Source organism: Marinobacter sp. LA51 (assembly GCF_030297175.1).
GTDB classification, from domain to species: Bacteria; Pseudomonadota; Gammaproteobacteria; order Pseudomonadales; family Oleiphilaceae; genus Marinobacter; species Marinobacter apostichopi.
This window is the reverse complement of record NZ_AP028070.1, coordinates 2,495,522-2,517,091: the sequence shown is the minus strand read 5'-3', so window position 1 is coordinate 2,517,091 and position 21,570 is coordinate 2,495,522. Positions and strand designations below refer to the sequence as shown.

18 protein-coding genes are annotated in these 21,570 nt (G+C 58.1%); 9 read left to right on the top strand and 9 right to left on the bottom strand.

The genetic code is table 11. The features are described from left to right. Positions 1–135: 135 nt before the first annotated feature. The 4 genes from QUE89_RS11545 to QUE89_RS11530 form a co-directional block, all read right to left on the bottom strand. Complete coding sequence (locus QUE89_RS11545) at positions 136–1,401, bottom strand: hypothetical protein (RefSeq protein ID WP_286220231.1); 1,266 nt, start codon at positions 1,399–1,401, stop codon at positions 136–138. Continuing rightward, positions 1,398–1,844 carry a hypothetical protein gene (locus tag QUE89_RS11540; protein WP_286220230.1) on the bottom strand — a complete coding sequence of 149 codons (447 nt, stop codon included), beginning with the start codon at positions 1,842–1,844 and terminating at the stop codon, positions 1,398–1,400. Before QUE89_RS11540 ends, QUE89_RS11545 begins: the two co-directional genes overlap by 4 nt. Positions 1,845–1,963: 119 nt before the next feature. Then, a complete protein-coding gene (locus QUE89_RS11535) occupies positions 1,964–3,442 on the bottom strand; it encodes an amidase (protein ID WP_286220229.1) in 1,479 nt (492 codons plus the stop codon). Beyond that, positions 3,439–4,446, bottom strand: coding sequence for a hypothetical protein (locus QUE89_RS11530; RefSeq protein ID WP_286220228.1), 1,008 nt, complete (start codon positions 4,444–4,446; stop codon positions 3,439–3,441). The genes QUE89_RS11535 and QUE89_RS11530 overlap by 4 nt, the downstream gene beginning before the upstream one ends. A 159-nt stretch (positions 4,447–4,605) precedes the next feature. Between QUE89_RS11530 and QUE89_RS11525 the strand changes: the two genes are divergently transcribed. Further along, a complete protein-coding gene (locus tag QUE89_RS11525; protein ID WP_286220227.1) occupies positions 4,606–6,360 on the top strand; it encodes an autotransporter assembly complex protein TamA in 1,755 nt (584 codons plus the stop codon). Then, positions 6,357–10,136, top strand: coding sequence for a translocation/assembly module TamB domain-containing protein (locus tag QUE89_RS11520; RefSeq protein ID WP_286220225.1), 3,780 nt, complete (start codon positions 6,357–6,359; stop codon positions 10,134–10,136). The genes QUE89_RS11525 and QUE89_RS11520 overlap by 4 nt, the downstream gene beginning before the upstream one ends. A 2-nt stretch (positions 10,137–10,138) precedes the next feature. Here the strand turns inward: QUE89_RS11520 and QUE89_RS11515 are convergent, their stop codons facing one another. From QUE89_RS11515 to QUE89_RS11505, 3 genes are read right to left on the bottom strand one after another with little or no spacing between them, the layout of a single operon-like run. After that, positions 10,139–10,834 carry an SIMPL domain-containing protein gene (locus QUE89_RS11515; protein WP_286220224.1) on the bottom strand — a complete coding sequence of 232 codons (696 nt, stop codon included), beginning with the start codon at positions 10,832–10,834 and terminating at the stop codon, positions 10,139–10,141. Positions 10,835–10,837: 3 nt separating this feature from the next. Next, a complete protein-coding gene (locus QUE89_RS11510; protein ID WP_286220223.1) occupies positions 10,838–11,596 on the bottom strand; it encodes a gamma-glutamyl-gamma-aminobutyrate hydrolase family protein in 759 nt (252 codons plus the stop codon). Then, positions 11,589–12,590: an amidoligase family protein gene (locus tag QUE89_RS11505; RefSeq protein WP_286220222.1), complete on the bottom strand. Its 1,002-nt coding sequence runs from the start codon at positions 12,588–12,590 to the stop codon at positions 11,589–11,591. The genes QUE89_RS11510 and QUE89_RS11505 overlap by 8 nt, the downstream gene beginning before the upstream one ends. 207 nt (positions 12,591–12,797) lie before the next feature. Between QUE89_RS11505 and lexA the strand changes: the two genes are divergently transcribed. Both lexA and QUE89_RS11495 read left to right on the top strand, forming a co-directional pair. After that, positions 12,798–13,409: a transcriptional repressor LexA gene (gene lexA, locus QUE89_RS11500; RefSeq protein ID WP_286220221.1), complete on the top strand. Its 612-nt coding sequence runs from the start codon at positions 12,798–12,800 to the stop codon at positions 13,407–13,409. Positions 13,410–13,450: 41 nt separating this feature from the next. Then, the gene (locus QUE89_RS11495) at positions 13,451–13,942 is read left to right on the top strand and encodes a cell division inhibitor SulA (RefSeq protein WP_286220220.1); all 492 of its coding nucleotides are present in this window, start codon (positions 13,451–13,453) and stop codon (positions 13,940–13,942) included. A gap of 94 nt (positions 13,943–14,036) precedes the next feature. On the opposite strand, the gene QUE89_RS11490 is transcribed toward QUE89_RS11495, so the two are convergent. Both QUE89_RS11490 and QUE89_RS11485 read right to left on the bottom strand, forming a co-directional pair. Then, on the bottom strand, positions 14,037–14,297 hold the full coding sequence (locus QUE89_RS11490; RefSeq protein WP_041341306.1) for a hypothetical protein: 261 nt from the start codon (positions 14,295–14,297) through the stop codon (positions 14,037–14,039). 45 nt (positions 14,298–14,342) lie between these two features. After that, a complete protein-coding gene (locus QUE89_RS11485) occupies positions 14,343–14,843 on the bottom strand; it encodes a DUF6586 family protein (protein WP_286220219.1) in 501 nt (166 codons plus the stop codon). A gap of 267 nt (positions 14,844–15,110) precedes the next feature. Between QUE89_RS11485 and QUE89_RS11480 the strand changes: the two genes are divergently transcribed. The 5 genes from QUE89_RS11480 (at position 15,111) to QUE89_RS11460 (ending at position 21,329) form a co-directional block, all read left to right on the top strand. Beyond that, positions 15,111–16,469 (top strand): DUF1329 domain-containing protein, encoded by a 1,359-nt coding sequence (locus tag QUE89_RS11480; protein WP_286220218.1) that lies wholly within the window; start codon positions 15,111–15,113, stop codon positions 16,467–16,469. Between the two features lie 38 nt (positions 16,470–16,507). Beyond that, on the top strand, positions 16,508–16,837 hold the full coding sequence (locus QUE89_RS11475; protein WP_286220217.1) for an SOS cell division inhibitor: 330 nt from the start codon (positions 16,508–16,510) through the stop codon (positions 16,835–16,837). 70 nt (positions 16,838–16,907) lie between these two features. Then, positions 16,908–18,359, top strand: coding sequence for a sigma-54 dependent transcriptional regulator (locus tag QUE89_RS11470; protein WP_286220216.1), 1,452 nt, complete (start codon positions 16,908–16,910; stop codon positions 18,357–18,359). 252 nt (positions 18,360–18,611) lie between these two features. After that, the gene (locus QUE89_RS11465) at positions 18,612–19,799 is read left to right on the top strand and encodes a sensor histidine kinase (RefSeq protein WP_286220215.1); all 1,188 of its coding nucleotides are present in this window, start codon (positions 18,612–18,614) and stop codon (positions 19,797–19,799) included. 63 nt (positions 19,800–19,862) lie between these two features. After that, a complete protein-coding gene (locus QUE89_RS11460; RefSeq protein WP_286220214.1) occupies positions 19,863–21,329 on the top strand; it encodes a sigma-54-dependent transcriptional regulator in 1,467 nt (488 codons plus the stop codon). Positions 21,330–21,570: the final 241 nt, after the last annotated feature.

The window sequence follows — 21,570 nt, the reverse complement described above, 5'->3', positions numbered from 1 at the left end:
GCGGTTATCGTAAGTATTGATTGCCTTGTAGATATGCTGACTGACCCAGACTCCGGTCAGGGTGATAAGCACGAGGCTAAGGAAGGCAACCGCTTTCCATTTCAGGCTCAGGTACATAGTTCAGTAACCGACGGATCAGAATTGGTAGTTCAGCGACAGGACATAGTAGTTCCAGTACTTGTCGAGATCCTCGTCCTCCCTGCCGTCGTAGTTAGGCAGCCAGGCTGTCCCTTCATTGAAGCTGGCCTGGCCCATCACGGACCAGTCTTTTGCAAACCGCCATTGGCCGCCCACTGTCCAGCCCTTGCCGAATCCGCGATAGCGGTTGTTGGGTCTGGCTGTAATCTTGCCCGAGCGATCATCCTTATCCAGGTAGAGCTCTTCGTAGCGAGTGAACCAGGAGGTTTGAGCGGTTGCCAGCCATTCGAGCTGAAGGTAATAGCCCTCGGTGGTGGTGCTGCCGGTAGTTCGGCGACCAACGATATCAGCGCGAAAATCGCTACCCAGATTCAGGTACTCGGCGGTCAGGATCCAGTTCTCAAGGCTGTATTGAGCCGAAAAGATCGCGAGCAGGCCTTCGAATTTCGCATCCGTCACATAGTTCAATGAGTTGGCAATGATATCGCCCGGTGGGGCGCTTACCAGCGCTGCCTGTGCCTCAGCCATCGATTGGGTCTCATCGAGGTCAATGGTCAGGTCGACCAGGCTTAAGCCGAGGCGTAAATCCCTGTCGAAGGCGGGCACCAGATTTACGTTTAACAACCACAGTGGAATGTCTTCCGATCCGCCCTCGGATACGCGCTGCCCAAAGGCAAACTTTTCAAAATCGTCAAGATCGACTTTGCGCTGGCCACCGGACAGCTCCCAGGTGATCAGGTTGTCGCTGAGAAGGGCCGAGCCATAGAGATTTACGCCATCGATGGATAACAAAGTGTCTCGGAATGCATCGAAATAAATGGAGTCCGGCACGTTGTAGCCAGGACGGGCCGACGGAATGTCCCGGATCGCATTGTAGAAGCCGATATTGTTTTTTACCCGGCCAGCGCGAATGCCGAAGGATGCGCTCTGGCCGCTGAAAACCAGATAGTCGGCGAGCAGAAAGTCGACCCGGACGTCGCCGTCGTCGGCTTCATCCTGTTGTCGGCTGAGCACCTGAGCGGCAAGCCGGAACTCGGGCGTGAGCTCAGTAAAGCCATTGACGCCGAGTTCGCGAAACTTCAGCGACCCGTTTTTAGAATCCGTGCCCGCATAAGGGTTGTCAGGGCTGTACAGAAACGCCTGGTTCACAAACCCGTGAATCTGGGAGGAATCGTTGATATCGATCGCCATGGCGGGTGAGGAAGCAGCCAGTAATACGGCAAAAAGGTTCTTTGCAAGAAGTCCCCTTGAAAGTGTCTTCATGGCTGAACTCCTTGCAACACCTTAACGCCTTCCGTGGGATAGTCTTTCGAGACGTAGCCGACGGCTCCTTGTGTTGTCTGGATCACTTTCAACATTTCGTCCTCTGACTCAACGACGGTAGGTGCCTTGCCGGTGCCGGTGAACAGCATCCGATTCCAGATCCGGTCAAGCTGGTGGGCCTGGATCTGCAAACGGTCGATCACAAATTTTCGGTGGAGTTTGCTGTCACTGGGCATGATAAAGACTTGAATGGCCAGGCCGTCTGGCCATTTTCTGGTTTGCATGGCGAATATCTGATTCAGGTAAGCGGAGTCGAGCCAAGTGGGGTCGATACTCTCATGGAGCAGGATCTTGGGCGTGGCGTGTGCCGCCGAGGATAGCGTTAGCAAGACGCCTAGAAGCAGCCTGCGGATTCTGCGGGAGCGGACCAGCGGTTGGTTCATGTCATCCTTGTAGAGGCATCGTGTTTTCGAACTTATGCTCATGTGTAGTTGAGTATTGCCGAAAATGCATTGATTTAGTGTGACTTTTCCCGCTTATTTTGTTTGTTCTTGTAGCATTTTCAGTCATGTTCCGGTGGCTGCCTGAATGCCGCCAGTCCCGCTGCCTCCAGCAGCTGGGAAAATTTCAGGGTGGTCAGATCCCGGCCCGGTGCACCAATCACCTGGATGTTGTAGGGCAGTCCGTGGGCGGAAACACCCACGGGTACCGATGTCGCGGGCAGACCGAGCAGAGTGGCCAGGGCAATCCAGCAGAACTGGTCCATGTATGCCCGGGGTTGCCCCGCCACCATGATTCGACGCTTGAACACCGGCTGGCTGTGATCGTGCCGGATCGCCGTGGTGGGGGTAACCGGCGTAAGCAGAACGTCAAATTCTTCGAACAGGGATTCAATCTCGACTCGCATTTTCTCGCGCAGTTCGTTCCAGGAGGCCCACTGATGCGCAGCCTGGTTCACGCCACGGGCGTATTCGCCAATAAACGGAGTGACCGGGCCAAAGAACTTTAACCAGGGCTCCAGATGGGCAATCCATTTCATCTGGCGGCGCTGTGAGGGTTTCAATGAAGTGGCGAGCAAACTGCCCAGCAGATTGAAGTAGGCGGGCAGTATGTGTTCGAGATTGAGTAGGCGATGGTTTGGTTCTGCCACCAGCGCTCCCAGGCCTTCGAGTTTGCCAGCCAGGTCCCGGTAGCCGACGCTGAGTTCAGTCTCAATGGGGCACAGGGGATCGTCCAGCCAAAGCCCGACCCTGGCCTGAGCCAGTGTTTCCAATTTGGCGGGCTCCATTGCCAGCGCCCAGCTGCGGGCGTCGGCCGGGCGGGGGGCCGCAATAACGTCCAACAGCAGTTCCAGATCTTGGCTGCAGCGGGCCATTGGCCCGCCTACCGCCAGATCCGGGCGCGACTGGGTCCCGGGCGGCCCGGGGATATGGCCCCGCAAAGAAACCAGGTCCCGGGTCGGTTTGTGGCCGAACACCCCGCAGAAATGCGCCGGCGTGCGAATAGAGCCGGCCAGGTCACTGCCCACTTCCAGTGTTGTCATGCCACTGGCCAGGGCAGCGGCGGCACCGCCGGACGAGCCACCGGGGGAGTGGTCGGTATTGTAGGGGTTGTTGGTTACGCCAAAGAGCTTGTTGTAGCTCTGCAGATCGGTGGCGTAGATCGGCACATTGGTCTTGCCGATGATAATGGCCCCAGCCGCTTCCAGACGTTGGGCAATGTCGGCGTGCTTTTCCGGCACGTGGGTTTGCAGTGCCGGAGCCCCGGCGGTGGTGGTCATGCCAGTCACTTCCCAGGTGTCCTTAAGGGTCATCGGAAGACCATGCAATGGCCCGGTGGCCTGACCGGCTGCCCGCTGCTGATCGGATTCCCGGGCCCGGCTCAGCGCCCGTTCCTCGTCCAGAGTCACTACGGCGTTGATGCTGCCGTTTTGCTGGTGAATGCGCTCGAGCAACGCCGTGGTCAGGCTCTCACTGGTAATGCGCCCGGCTTCCAATTCAGACAGCAGCTCATGTGCGGGTTGGTAATGCATCGAATTCATGGCAGGTCCTCGCGCCAATATTTCACTCTAACCTGGGCTTTGACCGCATCGATGATTTCGACGATCAGGTTGATCAGGGCCTCGTTCTCGGTCTCGTCCGATTCCAGCTGGTCCGGGCTGGGCAGGAAAACGTTGACGATGTCTTCAATGAAGGCATGGTTGGAGGCTGAGGCAAGATCCTCAAGAATCTGATGGATAACATTGGCAACAATATCGCCAACCGCCTCTTCAAGGGTTTCCTGGATGGTCGGGCCGACGACCGGCAGGAACTTCAGGCGTGATAGCTCAAGGTTCTGCTTCAGGGCGCTGTCAACCCGGTCCTCAAGGTAGCTGCGCAAGGCGCCACGGTTTGGCACATAGCCTTCCTGTGCAGCTTCGGCGACACGGCTGGAGATCCAGTCTGTCAGCATGTCTCGGCGCGGATAAAGGATGTCCTGCTGGATCTTGTCGAACAGCGGCGAGCCCCGCTTAACTTCCTGCTGAACGCCGCTGAGCACCTTCAGAACGATGCGGTCGGACAGCTCCTCCATGAAGGCCTCGTAGTAGAAGTTGACGAAGCGGTAGAGCTTGGTGTTGGTGACATCAATGATTTTGTATTGATGCAGGCGGTAGATAATCGAGATGACGCGCAGAACCCGCAGGAAGCGCAGGCTGCCGACCGGGATACAGCCCACCAGATCGTACCAGTGAATGAACGGATAGAAGTACCAGCGGTCATAGATCTTTGCTTTCACCGCATAGCCCCAGCGCAGAAAAAATTCGCTCAGGAAAATCGACACGAAAATCATGTCGTAGAAGATGAAGCGATCGTGGATCGGGTGATAAAGGCTTTGCAGGCCAGGGGCGTATTGCTTGAGCAGATCCTGCACCGCCACAAAATTGTAGATGGAGTCCCAGATAATGAAGGCCAGGTTTATGATCAGCAGCCCCAGCATGAGGAAGTCGACGATAAACCAGATCAGTTGGTGGCTGGATTTGAGATTTTCTCGGTTGATGCGCAGCATTCAGGGCTTCCAGTTACCTGCCAGGACGTTATAAGCTCCTGACAGATTAGCGTATTTCCGCTCTGACGACGACCAGGGGCGGATTAACTTGACCACCTGTCGTTAAACTCGCAGGCTTGAATGAACCTTCGCTCACGATTCCAACTCTGAAACCGCCGGATGCTTTCTAGAAACCATGTTGTGACAACAGGCCGGCGCCGGCTCCTCGCACTTCTGATCCTGTGGTTGCCACTGTCCGGTTGGGCCCAACAGGTCGAGGTCAAGGTCGAGGGCGACTATCCGGCACTCAAAACCAATGCTGAAGCCTTTATCGGCGAGGTTGAGGGGCGTAACGCTACGAACCTGCGGCGTTATGCGTCGACGGCGGTCGACCAGGCGAGCAAGGCCTTGCGGGCCCTGGGTTACTACGAGCCGCAGATCACCTGGCGTGTGGAGGAGGGCGATTCCGATGACGGCGCTAGACTGATCCTGACCATCCGGCCCGGCGAACCCGTGCGGGTGACGTCGCGAACCGTGGAAATCCGCGGCGCAGCCTCGAGTGACAGCCAGTTCACCGACAATCTGCCCAAACAGCCGGCCGAGGGCGATGTCCTCAATCACGGCGAGTACAATAGTCTGCGCGATACCATCCAGACTCGTGCCCGTCAGCGGGGTTATTTCGATGGCAGCTTCGTTGAAAAACGCCTGACGGTAAATCCCGAAGATCGCACCGCTGAGGTAACTCTGGTGTACGAAAGTGGTGAGCGATACCAGTTGGGCGAGGTCACCTTTACCGAAGGCCATTATTTCGAGTCCGACCTGCTCCATGATTTCGTTACCTTCGAGCCTGGCACTTCCTACCACACTGACAAAGTTGCCGAGCTGAACCGGGATCTCTCCAGCAGCGGGTATTTTTCTGGGGTCGATATTGATGCCGTTCCAAGCCAGGCCGTGGATGGCGTGATTCCCGTGTCTGTTACGGTAACTCGGCGCCCGCCGCGCTCAGTCGGGGTAGGGGTGGGTTTCTCGACCGATGTCGGGCCCCGGTTCCGGGCCAACTGGCGCGAACATTGGATCAACCCCATGGGTCACAAGCGTGGCGCAGACACCGAGCTGTCTGTACCGCGCCAGAACGTGAGTGCCTGGTACGAACTGCCGCTGGAGCCCCCCATGACCGATCTGATCCGGCTGACCGCCGGTTATCAGCGGGAAGATATTGAGAACGTGGAGTCGGAACTGCTGACGTTTGGCCAGCAGTGGCAACATGAGCTGGACAACGGCTGGCTTCAGGTGCTGTCCCTGCGCTGGGAGGGTGAGCGCTTCAACATTGGCGATGAGGAGTCCGGCACCAGTAGCCTGTTTTTGCCCGGGGCAGGCTATTCCAGGCGTTACGCCGACACGGCACTGGACCCGTCGAAGGGTTACCGCCTGCAGTTTGATGTCACAGGCGCCCATCGGGCGGTGTTGTCGACTGTGGATGTGCTGCACGCGAGCGCGTTGGCCAAGGGGCTGTATACCATCTTCGATAATCACCGATTCCTGGGGCGCCTTCAGGCCGGTGGCGTTGCCACCAACAGTTTTGAAGATGTGCCGCCGTCGCTCCGGTTCTTCGCGGGTGGCGACCAGAGTGTGCGCGGCTATGGTTATGAAACCCTGTCGCCTGAAAACGAAAACGGGGTTCCGGTCGGTGGTCGTTTCCTGCTGGTGGGCAGTGTCGAATATCAGTACCAGTTTGCCGACCAATGGCGAGCGGCGCTGTTCGTGGATCACGGCAACGCTGTCAACGATTTGTTCGATCCACTGGCTACCGGTGCCGGCATTGGTGTGCGTTGGATCAGTCCCGTGGGGCCACTGCGCCTGGATGTGGCGAAAGGCCTGAATCCGGAATTTGGCGGCGGCTGGCGTATCCACTTTTCCATGGGGCCTGAATTGTGACCGAACAGCGCGAACCGGGTGGCCCCGACCAGCAGGGTCAGGACACCAACACAGAGGATAAGGCTCGCCGATCCGGCTGGTTTTGGCTGCTGGTGGCCCTGGCCGTTCTGATTCTGTTGCCCGTGGTGCTTATGGCCGTGATTTTGCTGGCGCTCAGATCAGAAACCGGCACCGCGTGGGTGATTGATCAGATCCCTGGCCTGGAGGTGACAGACGGCCGCGGCTCACTGCTGGGCCAGTGGCAGGCGTCGGAGGTGGTCTGGCAAGGCTTTGGCGTGAATGTGGAAGTGGAGTCGGCGCTGATTGACTGGTCCCCTTCCTGTCTGCTGCAAGCACAAATTTGTCTCGATACTCTCCGGGCCAAGCATCTGGACGTTCGGGTTCAACCCTCGTCCGAGACTGAAGAGCCCACCCAAGAGATAGAGTTGCCGGCGCTGGAGTTGCCGGTGGGGGTCCGCGTAGGGGACGTTAATCTGGGACCGTTCAGCCTGAATGGCAGCCGGGTCTGGGATCGTCTGGAGTTGTCGGCCGGCGGCTCAGGCGCGGACTGGCAACTGGAAAGCGGGCTTTACCAACTCGGTGACTATAAGGTCACTGCCTCCGGCCGGGTGACTACACGTCGAGACTGGCCTGTAGACCTCAATGTGCAAGCGACCCTGCCGCCACCATCCGGTGATCGCTGGGCGGTCGACCTGAATCTGAGCGGCAGTGCTCGGGATCTCAGGATCTCGGGACAAAGCCGTGGCTATCTGGATGCCACGCTGGAAGGTGAGGTTGCACCGCTGGATACAACCCTGCCGGCCCGCCTCCGCATCACGTCAAAACAGTTCAGGGCCATGGATTCGGTGCCCGATACCCTGGTGCTGAAGGACTGGTTTGTGGCGGCCGATGGCAGTCTGGCTTCAGGATTCCAGACCCGAGGTGAGGCGACCCTGCCAGGCTCTGAAGGGCCGATCTCGCTTTCTCTGTCCGGCAAAGTCGACACCGAATCCGCCACCGACGTGAATCTGGTGCTATCCACCCGCACTTCGGAAGGAGAAGGGCAGGCGAGTGTGCGCGGACAGGTGAGCTGGCGGGACGGACTGGAGGCCAGAGCTGAACTGGCACTTAGCCGTTTCCCCTGGTACTCGTTGCTGCCCGATATCGAGAAACCCGCTGTTGCGCTGAATCGGGTGGATGGCTCGGTGAGCTGGTCGAATGGCCAGTATCAGGCCAGTGTCGAGGCGGATGTGGACGGTCCTCAAGGCAAGGCAACACTGTCGTCGGACGTGGACGGTGACCTGGAAAAGGTCACACTGACCGACCTCCAGGTAAAGACGGAGGCGGGATCGGTGGCCGGCAAGGGTAAGGTGGCATTCGCTGGCCCGGTGTCCTGGCAGGCGGCGCTGAAACTTGACGATTTCAACCCCGGTTATTGGCTCCCGGCCCTCAGTGCTAGCCTCAGCGGCGATATCAAAACTGAGGGTCAGGTCCGGGAAGGCACCATTCCGCTGATTGAGGCCCGCTGGGATCTAGGCGGGCAATGGCAGGACAAGCCGGCAAGTGCCAGCGGTACCCTGGATACCTCATCCGGGAATTGGGAGGTCTCTGCGCTTCAGGTGTCGGTTGGCGAGAACGAACTGGTGGGTTCCGGGGCCTGGGGCGATCGGTTGCGTGGCGAGTTTAACCTGGCGTTGCCGGCTCCCGGCGACCTTCTGGACGGCCTGGCCGGCCAGTTGAATGCGGAGCTGAATGTTGCCGGTACGCCTGACGATCCCTCCGGAACCTTAACCGCCAGCGCGAAAAAGCTGGCCTGGCAAGACACTGTGACCGTCGCCAATCTGGACGTCGATGCCGCGGTGAAACCCGGTCTCCGGATCAATACGACCATTCGGGCGAAAGAAGTCGCGGCCTCTGGGCAGACTCTGGAGTCGCTGGATATTGCCGTCTCGGGAACCCGGGACGAGCATCGGTTGGAAGCCCTGCTTGAGCATGCCGATGCGTCGGTTCGCGTGCTGTTTAGGGGTGGTTTTGACGGTGACACCTGGACCGCCTGGCAGGGTGCGCTCGCAGAGGGGCTGATCGAAATTCCAGATCATGATCAGCGCTGGACTCTGCAAAGCCCGGCGGCCTTGGCCTACAAGGCGGCAGGAAAAGGTGAGCTTACGGTGGGTCAGCATTGCTGGCGTTGGCAGCAAAGTACTGTTTGCGCCGACGATCAGACCCTTCTTCCGACGCCTGACCTGGCCTATCGGATTAACAATTTCCCCGCTACGGCCCTGGATCCCCTGCTGCCAGAGCGTCTGCGCTGGCAAGGTCGGCTGAATGGCGAAATTGACGTTACCCTGCCTGACAGTGGCCCAGCCGGTCAGATCAGGATCGATGCCGGCAGTGGGGAGTTTGAGGTTCAGGTCGAAGAGCAGTGGGAGCCTCTCAGTTACGATCGTTTTGTTACTGTTTTAACGCTGAAGCCGGACCGGGCTGATCTCGACGTTCAGCTCGCCGGGCCGAAACTGGGGGAGTTGTCAGCACAGGTAGCTGTCGATCCCAGATCGGCGAAGCGGGAGTTGGTAGGACAGTACAGTCTGACAGGACTGGATATTTCCCTGGCCGGTATTTTTGCCGGCCTGGAAGAGGTGTCCGGCCAGATTGATGGCCAGGGCACCTTGTCCGGACCGCTAATGAAGCCGGCGGTGAACGGCCAGCTAGATCTGACCAATGGGCGTGTCGTCGACCCGACCTTGCCAATTCCGCTTGAGGACGTGGCGATCAGTCTGGCATTGAACGGATACTCAGCGGACATCAGTGGCAAAATTCGCAGTAATGACCGCAGTGAGATCACCCTGGAAGGGTCGGTGGACTGGGCGGATGCTCCGGAAGGGCAGGTGAGGATATCCGGTGATCGGATTCCGTTCAGCCTCGAGCCCTATGCCCAGGTTGAGTTGGCGCCCGATCTCACCATTGGATTCCAGCGCGGCGAACTCCGGGTTGCCGGTGAAGTGGGCGTGCCCCGCGGCAGCATTGAAATCAGAGGGCTGCCGGAGCAGGCGATTACCGTCTCCGAGGACGAAGTGATCGTCGGGGTGGAGCGGGAAGAGCCGGTTATCAAGAACCTGGATATGAATGTCACTGTAGTCGTCGGCGAAGACCGGGTCACCTTTGATGCCTTTGGCGTAACTGGCGATCTTGAGGGCACGCTGCGGATTGGCAACAACCTGGACACCCGGGGCACCCTGAGGCTGGTTAACGGCACGTACGAGAAGTTTGGCCAGGAACTGGAGCTGCGTACCGCCCGCATCCTGTTTGTCGGCAATCTGACCCAGCCTTATCTGAACATTGAAGCTGTGCGCACCGTGGACACGGTGGTGGCGGGTATTCGATTGAGCGGACCGGTGCAGTCGCCCACTACCGAGGTGTTTTCGACGCCGGATATGCCCCAGACCGACGCTCTGTCCTACATCATTCTCGGACGCGCACCGGAAAGTCGGGGCGATGAAGGTCAGATGAGTGGTGCCGCCATTTCTCTGGGGCTGACTCAGGCGAATAAAGTGACCGGGAAGCTGGGGGAAGAGTTTGGTATTGATCGGCTGACACTTGAGGCGGAGGGCAGCGGCGAGCAGACCTCAGTGGTGGCCAGTGGCTACCTGACCGAGGAACTCAGTGTCCGTTACGGGGTCGGGGTGTTCGAGCCGATCACCACCGTGGCTCTGCGTTATGATCTGGGCCGGTATTTTTATCTGGAGGCGGCCAGTGGCCTGGCCGCCTCCCTGGATATCTTCTACACCCGGGATTTCTGAATTCAGTTCAGCTTGAAGGTGGCGTTGACCGTGGCGGTGACCTCCCGGACACCCACGTTGGTCACGGTGTCGGCGCTACCCTTGGCCTCTGCCATCCTCATGGGCATGGGCCGGAAACCGCCATCCACGTTGATCGAAACCACCTCGCCGCAGCTCTGTTGCAGCTGTTCGGCCACGAAGTCGCAGCGCGAACGAGCATCGGCGATGGCATTGGCCAGGGCCTGGCGCTCCAGCCCGTCTTCGTCTGAGTGGAAAAACTGGTTCGGTCCGAGGTGATAGGTCAGGCCGATGGATTGGGCCTGTTCAAGTAGGGGGTTGAGCAGGGCAAGATCGTTGATCTGGAACGAGACCGTCTGTGAGGCCACGGCACGGGTCCGGGGCTCTTCATCGCGGTCTCTGGGCGGCAGGGTTCGGCTGTACAGATTCACATTCGCGTCGGAATAGTCCTGAAGCCGGGCCTGGTATTCGTCGATGGCCTCGCGCCACTGACCCATGAGCGTGGCGACCTGTTCGGTGGCCTTCTGCGGCAGTTCATGTTCAGCGCTGGCGGTAAATTGCAGTCGGGCGCTGTCGGGCTGATAGCGTACGCTGCCTTCTCCTTTCAGTGACACTTCGCCGGCCAGGGCGAGTGCCGGTAAAAAGACCGGTATAAAGGCCAGTGGGGTGCAGAGCAGTCGTAGGCAGGTCTTTGGGTTCATCGATTATCCCTCCTGTGAACGCAATTCGAGCCCGGACTCTTCGGTTTCCGGTTCCAGGCGACTCAGCTTGAAGTTCAGGGCGGCCTGAACAAACTCCTGAAAAATACGACGATGGCCGCTGTGGTAAAGCAGGTACTCCGGATGCCACTGCACACCCATCAGCCACTGCTGGTGGGTGTTTTCAATGGCCTGCACAAAATGATCGTTGTCGAGGGCAACCACCTGGAGATTTTTGCCCAGCCGTTTGATGGCCTGACTGTGGATGCGATTGGCTCCGATTACCGAGGACTGCATCAGGCGCCCAAGCCGGCTAGGGGTAACCAGGCGCACCGTCTGCATGGGCAACAGCAGTGGTCGATGCCGCGTATTTACCCGCAGAGGAGTGACGTTCTGGCATAGGGAACCACCGTGGAACACGTTGATAAACTGGGCGCCGCGACAGATGCCCAGTACCGGAATACCAATGCGTTCAGCCTCTTCCAGCAGCCGCCGGTCGGTGGCGTCGCGCTGCTGGTCGTAGTGGGCCGTTACCTGTGGCTGCTGGCCGTAGCGTTCCGGATGCACGTGGGTACCGCCGGACAGAACCAGACCATCCAGCAGCGTTACGTTGGTGTTGGAGCCCGGACGAATGTAATGGGTGCGGGCCCCATGCATGCGCAAACCCAGGCTGATCAGGCGCTGGGCAGTTCCTTTCCGAGCCGGGCCGCTGATGCCAATGGTAAGTCCTGGAATTTCGCTGTCCATTTCCTTGCGCTCAGACATAACCTCTGCTTTCCAACCACTCGGTAGTGGTCTCTAGCCAGCTGTGAGTCAGGTTGTGCAGGTTGATCTTGCCGCTCTCCCGGTAGAGCGCACGCAGCTCGGCCAGATGGGAGGCGTTGCCGGCGATCTGTTCCAGGACCACCCAGTCGTTCCAGACACTGGAAAAGTGCCACGACGGGTTATCGATGTCGCAGTCGGGCAGCCGGTAATGCAGTGTGGGGCGGCTCTTGATCCGCGGATCGACCACGTACTCACTGAGCAACTCATCGTCCAGGTGGGCGAACAGCGGCAACAGGTCAAGCGCCCGGTTCCGGGTCGGATTGGAATCCAGATAATCCCGCATCAACTGCGCCTGATCCGGGTTGTAGTCGTCCTTCATCAACAGCTCGACGTATTTGCTGCTCCAGGGTTCAATGTAGGTGGTGAACTTCCGGCTGATATCCAGCTGGTGGCGAGATTTTAGCCAGTCATACAGAACCGCAAAGGCCTGGAAATAGCGCACCAGCGTATTCGGCTCCAGGTCCGGAAGCTCCGGATTCAGCTGCAGGCCGAAAGCGTAATAGATTGCTTCCCGACTACCCAGTGCACCTTCCTCGCGCAGTGTCTCCATCAGCGCTTCCACCCGGGTCACGTGGGAAAATGGCACCGGTGGGCTGATGATCTCAAGTGGCACGATGCGCTCGGCGGCGGCGTCGATCACTTCCATGGCCTGGCCGCCCAGCTCGCGGATGGAATCAGGCAGGCGCTGATCGGCCAGATCCAGATCCTTGATCGGGTCGGAATCCAGTTCAATGGTGAAGTCACCCAGGTCTGTTGCCAGCTTGGTTACATAGCGGGAATCAAGCTTGGGTTCAGTGTCGAGGCAGCGTGCCACCAGTTTTACCAGTGCATCGTAGCCGAGCCCGGACAATTCGATCTCAATCCCGACGCGGCGTTCGTCGCCGCCCTCGGTGTTCATAATGTCTGGCATCTTGCAGTCACTGGATTGAGTCATAGCGCTCCCTAGCACGGTAGTATTGGTGGAATTACCATACCACACTCGCCATTACGTTAAGGGTTCCGCACGCGATAGAAAATCCGATGTCAGGCTTTACACTGGATAAAACACTGTATATAGTCATTTTACTGTATATAAAAACAGGGCTGGCAGAAGGTCGCCAGTTCCGGGATCCATGTAATGGACGTGCAATGGAGTAGCTCAATGAAGCTAACAGCAAGGCAATCTCAGGTGCTGGACATTATCCGGCGCTATCTGGACGAAACGGGTTATCCGCCGACCCGTGCGGAAATTGCCGCAGAGCTCGGGTTTCGCTCGGCTAACGCCGCCGAAGAGCATTTGCGTGCCCTGGCCCGCAAGGGGGCCATCGAAATGGTACCCGGTGCCAGTCGCGGTATCCGGTTGCCGGAAGCAGAGGAAGATCTGGGTTTGCCGGTTATTGGTCAGGTGGCTGCGGGTAGTCCAATCCTTGCCCAGGAGCACATTGAAGATCACGTCACGCTCCAACCCAGCTTCTTTTCACCATCGGCTGATTACCTGCTGCGGGTGCGGGGCATGAGCATGAAGGACATCGGTATTCTCGATGGCGATTTGCTGGCGGTGCACCGGACTCAGGATGTGCATAACGGCCAGGTAGTGGTGGCCCGGGTAGGAGAAGAAGAAGTGACGGTCAAGCGCTTCCGTAAGGAAGGGTCGAAGGTCTACCTAATTGCGGAAAACGATGAGTTTGCGCCCATTGAGGTGGATCTTACCGAGCAGCAGCTGTTTATCGAAGGGTTGGGAGTGGGTGTGATCCGCAAGTCGGATCTGCACTGATCCTGTCGGATTGCCACAGAAAGTCGGAAAGCGGGTGAATCATGGAACAATTGAGCTTCAATCAGAATATGGCTTATCAGCACGGTGCTCTGTCTCGTGCGGTCCCGCCCTCTGCGGCCGCTGAGCGACGTTCTGTGATACGCGCCCGTCGCCGAACCGAGAAAGCCGAGCCTGCGGTGACTGGGAATGTGACCGAGATCATTCTGCCGGAAGGGCAGGTTGAAAACTTCCAGCTCTTGCTGCCGATGTTGACCCAACTCAATCAGGAGCGCCGTTGGCTGGCCTGGATCGATCCACCGCAGGCGTTGGTGAGCAAGTGGCAAACCATGCACGGTATTGTAACCGGTGAGTTGCTGGTACTGAGATCCACTGCTGACCACTCAGCGCAAGAGCTGGCCGAGCGGGCACTCAGTGCCGGAACCTGTCACGCGGTGGTGCTGTGGAGCCGGAAGCTTGCAAAGCCTGCGTTTGAGGCCCTGCAAAGGGCGTCAGCGACTGGTAACAGTCATGGTGTGGTGCTTCGGCAGCGCTGAAGCCACGCTGTTCGGGAGATGTAGCCGGCCTCGGATTACGAGGCCGGCCAAAGCGGCGTAGCAGGAGCTGAATAGCTACGCCTGAAAAGAAGTTTCAGTGCAGGGTGTAGGAAGGTTGAGGCTCGGCCGCCTCAAGTTCATCGTCTTCCCAGTCAATGTCGTGGGCGACGTTGCCAACCGCTTCAATACCGGCTGCGATCATTGCCTTGGCTACGTTCATATCCCGGTCTTCCATCATTTCCCGTGCTTCGTCGGAAAAAGAGATCTTCACAAGCGGTGCGCTATCGTCGTCAATGCGGCGCAATGCATAGTCGCCGTTGCTCAGTTGTACGATTTCAAAAAATGACGGTGACATTCGTTAAACCTTTCAATTAGTGAGGCCTGGGGTGCCAGCGGTTGGTTACCACTCGCTGTGCTGTTCTTCCAGGGCATCGGCAAAAATTTTCATGTCGTTCAGAGTCTGGCGCAGGGCGTCAGTGGAACGGTCGGGCCCGGTATCGGCAGACACCGCAATAATGTTGTCCGCAGACACCGATTTGCGGGTGGCCGGTGGCCGACTCTGAGATGCTGTCAGTTGGTCAAGATGGTTCCACCAGCTGTTGGCCTGACCTGCCAGTTGTCTTAACTGCGAGACCTCGTTGGACTCATCTCCGATCAATGCCGCCAACTCATCAAGAGTTGCCGGTTCCTCCGCACGATGCTGATAGAGGCGGGCAGCCATCACCAGCAAAAGTCCGCGAGCACGCAAAAGCAGTTCAATGGAACCCTGTTTCACCGCTTCACGGCCAAGGGCTTGCGCCGCCTCAGAATCAGATTGCGGGTCGCCGGAAGTTGCCTGGCTCAACAGAACCCGCGCAAGTACCAATTTCTGCGACACCAGTGAATGCCATTGTGAGGCCATGCGTTACCTGCGATCCGGATGCGTCGTTTTAACCCGTTTAGTCAGTCGGCCAGCGTAACATTTTTGGCTGAAAAATTCTTCCCCCCTTCGGTTTCCAACTACGGCGGCAGTTTGGTTTCACAAGAAAACACAATTGTTGACTTGAAACGGGCGTTTGAATTTGGCAAAAGATGCTCCGTCGTGAGTGGTGCGGGGTAAGCGGCGCTCATGCCGTTTTGACCGGTAGTGGCGGCAGCCATCGAATTGTATGAATTTGGAGAGATAGGGATGCGGGAATTTGTGGTCGCGGGTATGGCGGCGGTTTTGCTGGGCGTATCCGGGGCAGCTTTGGGAAAAGTTGCTGCGGAAGAGGCCAAAGCATTGGGGCAGGAGCTGACGCCAGTGGGTGCCGAGCGGAGCGCTAACAGTGCCGGTACGATTCCGGCGTGGACGGGCGGGCTGAAAACGCCGCCGGATGGTTGGCACAAGGGCGAGGTTGAAGCCAACCCGTTCCCTGAAGATGAACCCCTGTTTATCATCTCCGCCGAGAATCTGCATTTGTACCGAGATAAGTTGTCTGACGGTCATGCCCGGATGCTGGAGCAATACGGGGCGGATTTTTTCATGCCGGTGTACCAGACCCGTCGCACTGCCGCTTTTCCGGAGCACGTTTACGAAAAATCCCGGGAAAATGCGGTAACAGCCGAACTGCTGGACAATGGTAATGGGGTTCGGAATACCATCATGACCAGCCCGTTCCCGATTCCGGCCAATGGTCTCGAGGCGATCTGGAATCACATTCTTCGGTATCGTGGCACCGAAGTGGCCTTCCGCAGTGCGTCAGCGACTCCCCAGAGAGACGGTTCCTACAACCCCGTGGTCAATGACTACGAATATTTTATTGGCTACAGCAAGAAAGGCGCTGAACTGGAAGAGATCGACAATAAGATTTTCTACCTGAAGACCGATACCATTTCGCCATCATCCCTGGCTGGCACCATTACCCTGGTACACGAGACACTGGATCAGATCCGTTCACCGCGCCTGGCCTGGCGTTACGATGCCGGCTCCCGTCGATTGCGGCGGTCGCCTAATCTGGCTTACGAGACTGACCTGCCAAATTCCTCGTCCCTTCGTTCGGTGGATCAGAAGGACATGTACAACGGCGCTCCCAATCAGTATGACTGGACCCTGAAGGGCAAGCGCGAGCTGTTCGTGCCGTACAACGCTTATGTGTTGCACGACAGCGATGTGAAGCCCGACGACGTGATCCGGGCACGGCATATCAATCAGAGCCTGACTCGTTATGAGTTGCATCGGGTCTGGGTGGTAGAGGCGAAGCGACGGACCGGCATTGGTCACATCTACGATCGTCGGGTCTTCTACCTCGACGAAGACAGTTGGCAGATCCTTGCATCGGAGGAATACGACCAGAACGGCAATCTGTGGCGAGTGTCCGAAGCTCACAATATTAGCTATTACAGTGAACCGGTGTTCTGGACTACCATGGAAATGACGTACGATCTGAACGCTGAACGTTATTACATTGATGGGTTGGATGACGGTTTTCCGGCATATGACTTCAACCCGGGATTCCGCGGCGGTGATTTCACCGCGTCTGCCGCCCGTCGCGACGCGCGTCGCTGATCGATGGTTATCAAAAGCACCTGACAGGAGAGCGCACCATGGCCGAAGCCCAAGAACACCTGGATCAGTTTGACCAGTTGATGGCAGACCTCGGACGTGCGCTGAGCGAGCAGGACTGGGATCGGCTTGCGGAACTGAATCGTCAGGTGCAGCCTGCGGCCGAGCCTTTGATTGTGGCGCTGGAAGCCCAGGAATTGAGTGCGGATGAGGTGCGGACCCGACTCGAGGAGATGCAGCAGCTGGTTGACGCGATGGATCAGGGAGCCGTTCGGGCTCGGCAGGAAGCGCAGAATGCACTGAAGGGTGTAAACCAAAATCGCAATGCTGCGAAGATGTACCAAAACGTCTCTTCCAACCGTCCAAAATAGCGTCATAAAATTGACTCTGAGGTCTGTAGAGTCTTAAATAGCGCTCAAATCCATCAAGAGATTCTGGTGAATGTCCAAAAATAACAAGGTGCTCGTGCTGAGTGACGATGATGCTAGACGCAGGGACATGGTCACGATTCTTGAGTTCATTGGCGAAGAGCAGGTCGTTGACGGGGCGGACGCGTTAGAGCTTTTGAAGTCTGCCGATGCTGACAGCCTTGATGACGTTGGAGTGGCCGTCATCAATGGCGAGGACGATAACGTTGTCGATACCGTTGCTGCCATCTGTGCCAGCACCAAGGGTGTTCCACTGCTGATGGTTGGCGATCCGGCGCTCAAGGGATTGTCCGCTGAGGACTCCGCCCGGGTCATCGCGCGAATGGAATGGCCGCTGAATTACACCAAGTTTGTTGATTCGCTGTACCGGGCCCAGATCTATCGGGACCAGTTCAGTCGTTCCCGGGAGCGTGGCCAGCAGCGCGGGCTGCAGTTATTTCGGAGTCTGGTCGGCACCTCTCGCAAGGTCCACCAGGTGCGCCAGCTGATGGAGCAGGTCGCCGATAAGGACGTCAGTGTGCTGATCACCGGCGAGTCCGGTACCGGCAAGGAAGTGGTCGCCCGCAATCTGCATTATCACTCCGCACGCCGCGACAAGCCGTTTGTGCCGGTGAACTGTGGTGCTATTCCGGCGGAGTTGTTGGAGAGCGAGCTGTTCGGTCATGAAAAAGGCGCATTTACGGGCGCCATCACCGCGCGGGTCGGCCGCTTCGAAATGGCCGAGGGTGGCACGTTGTTCCTGGACGAAATCGGCGATATGCCGTTGAACATGCAGGTCAAGATCCTGCGTGTGCTCCAGGAGCGAACCTTTGAGCGAGTTGGCAGCAACCGAACCTTGTCTGCGGATGTGCGGATCATTGCCGCGACCCACAAGCATCTGGAAGACATGATCGAGTCTGGTAATTTCCGGGAGGATCTGTACTACCGCCTGAACGTCTTCCCCATCGAAATGCCAGCCCTGCGTGAGCGGGTGGAAGACATCCCGCTGCTTATTAACGAGTTGATCGCGCGCATGGAAAAAGAAAAGCGTGGCTCGCTACGGATGAACTCAGCGGCCATCATGAGTCTGTGCCGCCACAATTGGCCGGGAAATGTGCGGGAGCTGGCGAACCTGGTTGAGCGGCTGGCCATCATGCACCCCTACGGTGTTATTGGCGTTCAGGAGTTGCCGAAGAAGTTCCGCTACGTGGACGACTACGACGAGAACCGCCCGGTGGAGGACACCGGTATGCCATCTGCAATTCCGGGCCTGGTGGGGCTGGATGCACCAGCGCTGCTGCCGGTCAATGGCATTGATCTGAAGGATTACCTGTCGAATCTGGAAAAGCAGCTGATCCAGCAGGCACTGGATGAAGCCGGCGGCGTAGTGGCTCGGGCAGCCGAGAAGCTCCGGATCCGGCGAACCACCCTGGTGGAGAAGGTTCGAAAGTACGGGCTCAGAGAAGAAGAGCCGGAAGAATCCTGAGTATGAGTTTGGGCATTTTCTGGCGACAGAAAGTCCCGGGTCCCTCCTGAATGACGGCGTCAAAGGTTTGTAACCGATGGCGCCGTTCGCGTTTCTGGCCGACATAAAACCGTCACGGCCTGTCATTTGAATTTTCTTTCTTGCTGATAATTAAGGAAAAATTAGACTTGGCACGGTGCTGGCTTACTACTCCTGCAAACGAATAATCCGAATGGTGCGGCCTAAGGGTTGGGCCGGTCAGGGGGCGAAGGTATGAGTCAGGCACATTTTGTTATCCAGTCCGAGGCACAGAAAGCCGGGGCGAATGCGGCGGCAGACGTCAACGACAAGGTCACGGCCCTATTCCCGGAGCAGGACGACGAGGCGGTGGATTCGGCATTGGAGCTGTTTAACCGCATGTCCCGGCAGATTACCGATTCCTACCGCACTCTCGAATCCCGGGTGAATCAGCTATCCGGTGAGCTGTCCCAGGAAACGTTGCAGCGTCAGCAGGAACTGGAAGAAAAAGAGCAGCTTGCTGATCGCCTGTCGACACTGTTGAAGGCACTGCCAGCGGGCGTGGTGGTACTGGACAGTCAGGGTGTAGTGACCCAGACCAACCCGGCGGCCATTTCGCTGTTGGGAGAGCCTCTCGACGGAGAGCGCTGGGTAGATGTTATCCGTCGGTGTTTCGCGCCGCGTCGGGACGACGGCCACGAAGTCTCCCTGAAAGACGGTCGCCGGGTGAGCATTGAAATCCGGACCATGGAAAACCAGCCCGGCCAGCTGATCCTGCTGACGGACCTGACGGAAACTCGCCAGCTTCAGTCGCAGCTTTCTCATGCCCAGCGTCTGTCGGCCATGGGCAAAATGGTCGCTTCGCTGGCGCACCAGATCCGTACTCCGCTGTCAGCAGCCATTTTGTATGGCGGCCATCTGAGCCAGGAAGATCTTGATGAAGAGATGCGCCAGCGCTGCGCGTCACGCTTGATGTCCCGTCTCACGCACCTGGAACAGCAGGTGCGCGACATGCTGATTTTCGCCCGCGGTGAGACCCGGCTGGCGGAGGAGTTGTCCGCTGAGACCTTGGTATCGGCGCTGGACTCTGCGCTAGAGGGACTGAAAGTTAATGCAGGAACCACGGTATCGATTGTGGACGAGGTTTCTGGCGATTGCCGATTAATGTGTAACCGCGATGCGCTGGTCGGAGCTTGCACCAACCTGGTCAATAACAGCCTGGAAGCCGGCGCTACTGCGGTTGCCGTACAGGTGGTGGCCGAGGGCAGTGAGCTGGTCATCCGGGTGGTCGACAATGGTCCGGGATTCCCGTCCGCGGAGGCCGGGCGTTTGCTGGAAGCGTTCTACACCACCAAGTCCCACGGTACCGGTCTCGGCCTGGCGGTTGTCCAGGCTGTGGTAAAGGCCCATCAGGGCCAGTTCCATATTGAAGCGCTGGCGTAGGGTGGCGCGGTTGCCACCCTACGCCTGCCGCAACTGAAGAATAACTTTTAATCGGAGGCAACCATGGCCAAGGCCCAGATTCTGATCGTTGAGGATGACCATGACCTGCGCGAGGCATTGGTAACCACATTGGAGCTGTCCAAGTTCCGGGTGCGCGAGGCGGCCAATGCCCAAGAGGCTCTGGCCCGCCTGGCAGAAGCGCCGGTGGACATGGTGGTCAGCGACGTCAACATGCCGGGGTTGTCTGGCCATGAACTCCTGGCCGAAGTGCAGCGGTTGTACCCGGGCCTGCCGATGATGCTGATTACCGCCTATGGTCAGATCAGTCATGCGGTCTCCGCCATGCAGGCTGGTGCCATCGATTATCTGGTCAAGCCGTTTGAGCCTCAGGTGCTGGTCCAGGCGGTGAGCAAAATTGTCGGTGGCGTGCGTCAAAAGTCTTCGGATGCGCCCGTGGCCGAAGATCCGATCAGCAAGCGCATGTTCCAGTTGGCTACCAAGGTGGCCGGCAGCGACTCGACGGTGATGATCTCCGGTGAAAGTGGCACCGGCAAGGAAGTACTGGCCCGCTTTATTCATCAGCAGTCTCCCCGGGCTGAACAGCCGTTTGTTGCCATCAACTGTGCGGCCATTCCCGAGAACATGCTGGAAGCGATCCTGTTCGGCCACGAGAAAGGCGCGTTCACCGGCGCGGTTGCAGCCTCACCGGGTAAATTTGAGCAGGCCAATGGCGGTACGATTCTGCTGGATGAAATTTCGGAAATGGACCTTGGCCTGCAGTCCAAGTTGCTGCGTGTGCTGCAGGAGCGAGAGGTTGAGCGCGTCGGTGGTCGTAAGACCATCGCCCTGGATGTCCGGGTAGTTGCGACCACCAACCGCGATCTCGGCGATTACGTTCGCGAAGGCAAATTCCGGGAAGATCTGTATTACCGGCTGACCGTGTTCCCGATGCACTGGCAGCCCCTGCGCGAACGTCCGTTGGACATTATGCCGCTGGCCACGTCGCTGCTGAAAAAGCACTGCAGCAAGATGAAGCTGACTGGCATCACCTTCGCTTCCGATGCCAAAAACGCATTGATGAGTCATCCCTGGCCCGGCAACGTGCGGGAACTGGATAACGCGATTCAGCGGGCGCTGGTTCTGCAGCAGGGCAATGTCATTCATACCGGTGACCTGTGCCTGGAGCTCGGGATCACTGGTCGGCCCGTCTCGCCGGCACCCGTTGCAGCGAGGCCAGCATCTGAGGACGGTGTCGGGCAGCCCGGCCCATCGCAGGATTACCTGCGCGGTCAGCCGGCGGACGATGAACCGTCAACATTCGGTGCCGATGAGCCCTCGGCGGCCAGCTCCTTGGGCAGTGATCTGCGCCAACAGGAGTTCCGTATCATTATTCAGACACTCAAGCAGGAGCGTGGGCGTCGAAATCGCGCAGCGGAGCAGCTCGGTATCAGTCCGCGGACACTTCGTTACAAACTGGCTCAAATGCGCGATGCGGGTATCGATCTGGATACCGAATTGGCCATGGCCTGACCTCTGTTAAAGACTCCTTCATTGGGCACTCACCTGAGTGCCCTTTTTTATGGCTCTTAAAGTCGCTTTCCGAGAGCTTCCTGTAAGCGCTTCAACGCTGTCAAAACTCCGTCGCACGTCGATCCCCGCTTTCTGAATTTATCATTAACTTTCTGATATATATCGTTAAAGTTTAGTTGGCCCGCCGATTGCTTTTAATGCGTTAATAGATTTCCATGAGTCACTCCGCCATGGCTAGCGG